The sequence below is a fragment of the Armatimonas sp. genome (assembly GCF_031410135.1).
GTDB lineage: Bacteria > Armatimonadota > Armatimonadia > Armatimonadales > Armatimonadaceae > Armatimonas.
In genome coordinates this window covers 1-8,102 of sequence record NZ_JANNYP010000400.1, presented here as the reverse complement: position 1 = coordinate 8,102, position 8,102 = coordinate 1, and the positions used below count along the sequence as shown (strand labels likewise).

Annotated in this window: 6 protein-coding genes; all 6 read right to left on the bottom strand. The window is 61.2% G+C overall.

All coding sequences use genetic code 11. From position 1 onward, the window contains the following. A partial coding sequence (locus RMO15_RS14445) for a sulfatase (RefSeq protein ID WP_309713987.1) occupies positions 1-1,260 on the bottom strand: 1,260 nt, incomplete at its 3' end. Beyond that, positions 1,257-2,639, bottom strand: coding sequence for a sulfatase (locus RMO15_RS14440; protein ID WP_309713985.1), 1,383 nt, complete (start codon positions 2,637-2,639; stop codon positions 1,257-1,259). The genes RMO15_RS14440 and RMO15_RS14445, both read right to left, overlap by 4 nt. Beyond that, positions 2,636-3,976, bottom strand: coding sequence for a sulfatase (locus tag RMO15_RS14435; protein ID WP_309713982.1), 1,341 nt, complete (start codon positions 3,974-3,976; stop codon positions 2,636-2,638). Before RMO15_RS14435 ends, RMO15_RS14440 begins: the two co-directional genes overlap by 4 nt. Beyond that, positions 3,973-4,812 carry a hypothetical protein gene (locus RMO15_RS14430; RefSeq protein ID WP_309713978.1) on the bottom strand — a complete coding sequence of 280 codons (840 nt, stop codon included), beginning with the start codon at positions 4,810-4,812 and terminating at the stop codon, positions 3,973-3,975. Before RMO15_RS14430 ends, RMO15_RS14435 begins: the two co-directional genes overlap by 4 nt. Continuing rightward, positions 4,812-6,362, bottom strand: a complete 1,551-nt coding sequence (locus tag RMO15_RS14425; RefSeq protein ID WP_309713975.1) for an L-serine ammonia-lyase, iron-sulfur-dependent, subunit alpha — start codon at positions 6,360-6,362, stop codon at positions 4,812-4,814. The genes RMO15_RS14430 and RMO15_RS14425 overlap by 1 nt, the downstream gene beginning before the upstream one ends. Positions 6,363-6,365: 3 nt before the next feature. Further along, positions 6,366-8,102, bottom strand: a 1,737-nt coding sequence (locus tag RMO15_RS14420; protein WP_309713972.1) for a tetratricopeptide repeat protein, incomplete at its 5' end; no start/stop codon positions are given.

Below are 8,102 nucleotides of genomic sequence, written 5' to 3'. Positions count from 1 at the left end.
GTCGTAGAGCTCCTCGGCGGGGCGCTTGCCGAAGCTGCGCTCCCAGAACACGCGCTGACCGGGCTGCTTGCGTGCCTGGATGCAGAGAGTCTTGGTCGGGCTCCCGTCGCAGTTGAGATAGCCGGTGAGCGGGTTGCACATGGGCCAGCGATCCGTGGCGTAGTTGCGCAGATAGAGCCAGTCCTCGGTGACAATCCCGCGCGTCGGATAGCCCACATCGAGGGGCCGTCCTATATCGTGCCGCTCCCGTCCGATGAGCACATGGTCGCGCTTGTGCTTGGGTTTTCCGGCAAAAAGATCCATCAGGCTCCGCCCCGGCGAGGGAGCTAGGCTCGTCTTGGACCACTCCAGCCCGGCCAGCTCGATGAGAGTTGGGGCGAGATCAATAAAGCTCACGAAGTCTTTTAGCTGTCGGCCCGGCTTGGCAATGCCCTTGGGCCAGCGAACGGCGAGCGGCAGGTGGTGGGAGAGATCGTAGCAGTCCCCCTTGGCGTGGGGGAAGGGCATCCCGTTGTCGCCGGTGACGATCACCACGGTGTTTTCTAGCTCGCCGCGCTTCTCCAGCTCCGCGAGCATCCGCCCCAGGTGCGTGTCGAAGTACTCGATCTCTAGGGCGTAGTCCAGCAGATCAGAGCGCACGTCGTCGTTGTCCGGCCAGCAGGTTGGGACGCGGTCAATCGCACCCGGCTTCTTGCCCGATCTCTGCCCCGAGCCTTTCTCGTAGCCCCGGTGCGGCTCGTTGCCCCCGTACCAGAAGCAGAACGGCGCGGATTTGTCGGGGCGAGCGTCGAGATAGTCGGCGAAGTTGGCGGCATAGTCACTGGGGGTGATGGCACGTGTCGGCGGGGTGGTCTTCTTCTCATTGAAGCCTTTTCCCGTCAGCTCTTGCTTTGTCGCTCCCGGCCCCCAGCCCTTGGCCGTGTGCCCCGTGACGTAGCCGCCCTCCGCCAAGGCGGCAAAGACACTCTTGAACTTCTCGGGGAAGTAGCACCAGTGGTTCGCCGCCTCTTCGAGCTGCCAGGAGTTGCGCCCCGTGAGCAGGCACGCCCGCGACGGCGCACACTTGGCGTTGGGGGTGTAGCCGCGTGCAAAGAGCAGGCCCTCCCGTGCCACACGGTCAAAGGCAGGCGTCTTCACCCACGTGCAGCCATAGGCCCCGGCATGCGGCCACGACCAGTCATCGGCGATGGCGAGGAGAATGTTGGGCGTCGCGCGACGTTTACCGTCGGGCGAAGGCGAAGAATTTGGTATCTGTCTCATTTTATCTCATTCACACCATGGGGAGTCGGAAACTTGGCCGCCATTTCCTCTTGCCAGGCATGGAGCAAGGCAAGCAGCTCCGCGCAGCGCTCCGGGTGTTGCGCGGCGAGATTGGTGGTCTCCGACGGATCATTGCACAGGTTGTAGAGCTCTTGCGACGCATCCTCGAAGAACTCGATTAGCTTCCATTCACCCCGCCGGATCGCGGCTCCGGGAGTGCCGCCCTGGTTTCCGTAGTGTGGGTAGTGCCAGAAGAGCGGGCGTTCAGGGAGAGAGTCGCCCTCAAGAAGTGGCACGAAGCTTCGGCCATCCATGTGTTGCTTGGGACGCGGTGCCAGCCCGGCTAGCTCTAAGAATGTCGGGTAGAAATCGGGGCTGCTGAGCGGTGTCTCGCAGAGCTGAGGCGCGAAGCGTCCGGGTTCCCACACGATGAGCGGCTCACGAATCCCGCCCTCGTACATCCAGCCCTTGCCCTCATTGAGAGGCGCATTACACGTCGGAGAGCCCTCGGAAGTCGCAAGCCCACCGTTGTCTGAGGTGAAGATAACGAGGGTATTTTCCGGGAGCGCGGCAACGAGGCGACCGATATTGGTGTCCAGGTTCTCCACCATCGCCGCGTAGGCAGGGTCGGACTGGAGGCGGCGACGGAGCACGCGCAGGTGCTGCTTTTCTTCCGTGGGGAACGGCTCGCCTTCCTCAAAGGGTGGGATTTTATCGAGCCCCAGCGCTGCCGCCTTGGCGATGTACTTTTCTTTTAGTGCTTCGGGAACCTGAATCGGGGTGTGAACCGCGTAGTGCCAGAAGTTCAGAAAAAAGGGCTTCTCGGAGCCGCTCTGCGCATGACTCTCCACCAGCGCGATGGCCTCATCGGTGAGGCGATTCGTGAGATACTCGCCCTCGGGGCCGTCGGTGAGCGTGGGGATTTTGTACGGGCTGAAGTAGCCGTGGTGCGGGTGGCCCATGTGACAGCCACCGACATTGACATCGAAGCCGTGGCTCTCCGGGTAAAAACTCTCTTTTCCCAGGTGCCACTTGCCCACATGCCAGGTCGCATAGCCGCCCTCGCGCAGTGCCGTCGCCACGCTGACTTCGGTGTGCGCCAGCTCGCGCACAAACGGCGCATCTAGGAGTTTGCCACGTGAGCCGGGGCCATCGTGGATGTACTGCGTGATCCCAAGGCGTGCGGGCCACTTGCCGGTCATCAGGCTGGCGCGGCTGGGTGAGCAGACCGGACAAGCAGCGCTGGCATGGGTAAAGCGTACGCCTTCTGCCGCCAGTCTATCCAGGTTCGGGGTCTCATAGAACGACGAGCCATAGCAGCCCAGATCACGCCAGCCCAGATCATCGATCAGAATAAAGACTAGGTTGGGAGCGCTCACTTCGCCTCGCTCTTAGGGTTGGGATTCTTGACGGGGAACTTCGCGTCCACGGACTTCTGCCAGGCGTGGAGTTTCGCTTGCAGTGCCTTCACGCGCCCCGGCTCCTGCGTGGCAAGATTCTTCTGCTCACCGGGATCTGATTTCAGGTTGTAGAGCTCGACGCGGTCAATCACGAACCACTCAATGAGCTTCCAGTCACCGTCTCTCACTGCCGCCGCCATGCCGCCGCCTTGATTTCCGTAGTGCGGGTAGTGCCAGAAAAGCGGGCGGGGTGCCAGTTTCTTTCCCTTGAGTGCGGGAACGAGGCTAACCCCATCGAGCTTCTCAGGGCGCACCCCCGCGGCATCCAGAAAGGTCGGAAAGAAGTCGCAGGTGATCGCAAAGGAGTCGTTTATTGTGTTGGGCTTGACCACGCCGGGCCACTTCACAAGGAGCGGCTCGCGAATGCCGCCCTCGTAGAGCCAGCCCTTCCCCGCACGGTACGGCGCGTTGCTCGTCGGGGAGCCCTCCGAGGTCGAGAGGCCGCCGTTGTCCGAGGTGAAAATCACGAGTGTGTTCTCAGGGAGCGTGGCAAAGAGCCGCCCGAGGTTACGGTCCATGTCCTCCAGCATCGCGGCGTAGACAGCATGGGTCTGTGTGCGCCGGTCTTTGCGCGGCGGCTCCTCGCGAAACTCTGCCGTGAGCTTGGCGGCCTTTGCCTCGTATTTTTTGACGAGCTCCGGCTTGCCGACCAGCGGCGTGTGCGGATCGTAGGGGGTGAACCAGAGCAGAAATGGCTTGTCTTTGCTCTGCGCCACAAACTCAATGGCCTTGTCGGTGAGGCGGTCCATCACCCACTCGCCGGGGGCAATCTCAAGATTATGGAGCTTTGTTGGGCCGACATGGGCATTGCCCCCGCGACCATCGCCGCCGATGCTAAACTCGAAGCCGTGGTTCTCCGGGAGCGTCCCTTCGCCGCCGAGGTGCCACTTGCCCACAAAGCCCGTCGCATAGCCTGCCGCTTGGAGCCTCTTGGCAATCGTGGTCTCGGACAGACTCAGCTTATCTGCCGCCGGAGGGCAGAGCAGCGGAAAGCCCGGCTTCATGCCGCCGAGCTTTCCGATTTGATCGTTGATGTAGTCCGTGATCCCGGTGCGCGGGGGCCACTTGCCCGTGAGCGCCGAGGCCCGCGTCGGGGAGCAGACCGGGCACGCGGCGTAGGCATTGGTAAAGCGCATGCCCTCTTTCGCCAGTCTGTCCAAGTTTGGCGTCTCGTAGAATGTGCTTCCCTGACAGCCAAGGTCAGAGATGCCGAGATCATCGGTGAGGATAAAGACGATATTGGGAGATTTCATCATTTTTTGGGCTCCTTCTTTGGCTGAAGGCGCTCTGGCCAGACAAAGCGGGGGGCCTTGCTCGGGTCGTAGCCCGCAAGATGGCCGGTCAGCCGGGTCGTGGGTTTAGTGTACTTTAGCTCCGTCTCACCGAAGACTTCTTTGCAGAGCGCGGCGAGCCCTGGATCGTACGCGATCAGCTCGGCACGGGTATTGACATGGTTGTGGTCGTGGTCAGGCTCGCGGTTGTTGTCAAACCAGGACTGCACTCCTTCGGCAAAGTACTCGTGGTGGTTGGTAGCAGCGTACTTGCCCTTCCAGAGCTCAGCCTTCATCGCGCTGTCGTAGCAGGCTTTGACACGCTTATCAAAAGTCTTGTCCACCCGCGTCATTCCCCGCAAGTGGATGTTATGGGCGAACTCGTGAATCAGGATGTTCTCGGTGGAGTACGGGTCGCCGGGAAAGGCCAGGAGATTTTCCTCGGCACACGAGCAAAGCGGGTCCGTCTCGCTTCCCCCGAGGCCGCGCGCCCGCCGATCCCAGAAGTCCTTGGGAGTGAGCCAGGCAAAATCCGGCTGGTCGGTCGTAAACTCGTTGTAGGCGAGAATAGACATCCGGGAGCCGCTCTCGACCATGGCCTTGCGCACATCGGGGCGCTTGGCAAGCATCAGGTTCACCAGATATGCCGCTTCTTTCAGCGCATAGTCACTGACTTTCTCCGAGGCGACGATCGGGTAGCCACGGGCGCTGATGTACTTTTTGTAGAATGCGGGGGCCTTGAGGCTCGCCGGAACGGGGGTGACCGCGTCCTTTAGCAAGAAACAGGCGAGAAGGGCACTAAGACTAAGAGAGGTTATCATTATTTTTGTCTCCGAAGCTGGAGCTGCACGAGGCGCTCCTCGATAGCTTGTGATGTTGGCGAGATCGAGAGACCTCCCAGGTTGGTGCAGCGCAGCTCACGGGGCATCTGAGCCGAGACACGCTTGGCGGTCTCGATAACTTCATCGAGGGGAATCAGCGGGTCGTAGCCGGAGAGCGCCATGTTCGCACACGAGAGCGCGTTGCTGGCGGCCATGACGTTCTTGCCCAAACACGGCGCTTCCACACGATTCGCGATGGGGTCGCAGATCAGGCCGAGCATGTTCTGGAGCGCCATCGAAGACGCCGCAAGGCTCTGCGTGAGCGTCCCGCCGCCGAGCTGCACCAGCGCCGCCGCCGCCATGCACGCCGCCGAGCCGCCCTCCGCCTGGCACCCCCCGACTTCTGCCGCGAAGCTCCAGCGGGTGGCGATAAAGACCCCGATCAGGCCGCTGGCCAGAAACGCCTTTGCCATCTCCATTTCATCGAGACCCAGCTCCTCTGCCATCGCAATCACGGCCCCGGGAAGCGCGGCGCAAGCTCCGGCGGTGGGCGCGGCGACAATCACGCCCATGGAGCTTTTTACTTCCATCAGCGCCGTCACATAGAGCACAATGCGGTTCAGCGCCCCGCCGCCCAGTAGTTTCCCCGACTGCATCAGCTCGGCGAATTTTCCGCTCTGGTGCCCCAGAATTCGGTCTTCGTAGTGCGTCCCCGCAATTCCTTGGGCAATCGAGCGACGTAGAATCTGGATCAGCTCCAGCGCCTTGGCAAGCACTTCGTCCTGAGTCAGCCCGCCGCGCTGGCCTTCGTACTGCGCTGCGAGCTTCCAGAGGGGCGTTTCCTTGCCGAGTAACCTCTCCCCCTGCCCCTCTCCCGGGCGCTCGTTCCTCGCTGGGAAAGGGGAGTCCGAGGGGATTGGCTCCCCTCTCTTCCCCAGCGAGGAATGAGCGCCCGGGGGAGGGAGGGGCTGGGGGTGGGAGAGGTCAATGTAACGCAGCATCCCGAGGGCGCTCTTAAATGGGACGCTGGTATCAGGCAGCGTGAGCACGGGGAGCACGGGCTGGAGAATCCGCTCTGGTATTCCCAGAGCATCCAGCGGCTCCGCGCGGTCGCCGAAGAATGAGACAGGCTTTCCGTCAATGCGAAGCACCTCAATCATCCCGCCGCCGGTGGAGATCGCGTGGAGCGTGTGCGTCTCGCTGCTGTTGGTGAGCGTCAGGCGGTAGGTGTTGGGATGCGGATCGCCCACATCCACGGTCTCGATACACAGCTCGATTCCCGCCTCGCGCAGTGCTTTTGCCGAGTCGGGTAGACGCTCGTCGGCAGCGTCCCAGCCGAGCAGGCCGCCGAACAAGCCCATATCCGAGCCCTGACTGGCGTGCGTGGTCGGGAGCGAGCCGCTTCTATCAAACTCCACCAACACTTTCTCAATCTTGCCGCCCATCAAATCACGCGCGAGCCGCCCAATACGAAGTGCCGCCGCGCAGTGCGAACTCGAAGGCCCGCGCATCACGGGGCCGAGAACATCATTGAAGATACTGACTAGCATGGTTTAATAACTCTTTTCTAGGGCAAGCGCAACCGCTTGCTCCAATGTCAACTCTCGCCCTTCATGCCACGCAGCATCGAAAGCGGCATCGTCGTTCAGCGCGGCGCGGGCAGCTGTGACCCTCGCGTTAAAATCCTCGCGCTCTTGAATCGTCATCGGCTCTCCTGTTTCCTCGCGCAGTCGTTCCGCCTGACCCCATACACGCGCCGCATTCCTAAGAGAGTTCGTGGCGGCGAGAAACGCGCCCAGGGATTTCAGCGCCCACGCAATCCCCGGCTTACTGTTGTTCTTCACGCTGATACCGAGACACTCCTGAAACATGGCCCCGGCAATGTCGTAATTTTGGAAGGTCATATTCAGCTCGCCCAGGTTGTAAGCACCGATCCAGATGCCATAAGGGTCGCCGTCCTCCCGCTTCATCTGCAAGCTTTCTTCTAGTAAAGGAACCGCCGCCGCAGTATCGCCTCGATACGTTGCGCTATTTCCCAAGTTGTTGAGCGAGGCGGCGATACCTCCCCGATTGTCCAGCTCTCGGTGAATTGCCAGACTCGCCTCGTAGTGTTGCTGAGCGAGCGCATAGTCCTTCTGGTAGGTGGCTAATGTCCCCAGCGCATTGAGTGTCTGCGCGATGCCAAGGCGTTCGTTTAATGCTTGCCGGATCTCCAAACTCTGTTGCAGAAAGCGGTATGCGTTCTCAAGATCCTGGAACGCGTTGGCATACGTACCCAGCGTATAAAATCCCCTGGCGCGCAGACTTGGATTCATCTCTTCGGACAATGCCAAAGCGCATGACACTTGTTCCCGTCCTTCGGTGAAAGAGATTCGATGCCTTGTAAAAAAACTCGTCGCCAAGACGATCCGCAGTCCCGCCTCAGCGCGTTCGGGCGAGCCGCTACTCCATTCCAGCGCGGCACGCAAGTTGTCGGTTTCTTCCTCCAAGATATCCAGAGTCTCTGTCATCTGTGGGCCGTTGATCTGCGGCTCCAGCTTTTCGGCAAGAGCGAGGAAAAACGCCAGGTGCGTATCGCGGTACGTTTCTCCGTCGCCCATTTCGAGCAGGCGGTCGCGGCTGTACTGGCGCACGGTTTCGAGCAGCCGATAGCGCGTGCTCGTCCCCGCCGGTTCCGCGACCGCAAGGCTCTTGTCACACAGGGATGTCAGGTGATCGAGCACCTCCCAGTCTTCCACCTCACCACCCACGCAAACGGCTTCAGCGCTCTCCAGTGTCCAGCCCCCGGCAAAGACGGAAAGGCGACACAACAGGGCTTTCTCGGCAGGGGAGAGTAAGTCGTAGCTCCAGTCAATGAGCGAGCGCAGGGTTTGTTGGCGTGGCAGGGCCGTTCGACTTCCCCCCGTCAAGAGCCGGAAACGCTGGTCGAGTTTCGTATTGATGTCCTCGACGGAAAGACTACGGGCACGGGCGGCGGCAAGCTCGATGGCAAGTGGAATCCCGTCCAGACGAAAGCAGATGGACGCCAGTGCGGGCGCGTTCGCATTCGTAACCGTGAAGCTTGGCTGTGTTTGGAGAGCGCGATCAATAAACAATTGCACCGACTCAAAGTGCGACAGACTCTCCGCCGTCTGGGTTTGCCTGGGATCGGGCAGGGAGAGCGAAGGGATGCGGTAGGTAGACTCCCCGGCGATGCCCAGTCCCTCGCGGCTTGTCGCCAGAATCTTGACACCAGGGCAAGAACGAATCAGTGCGTCTGTAAGTTTCGCGCTGGCATCCAGAACGTGTTC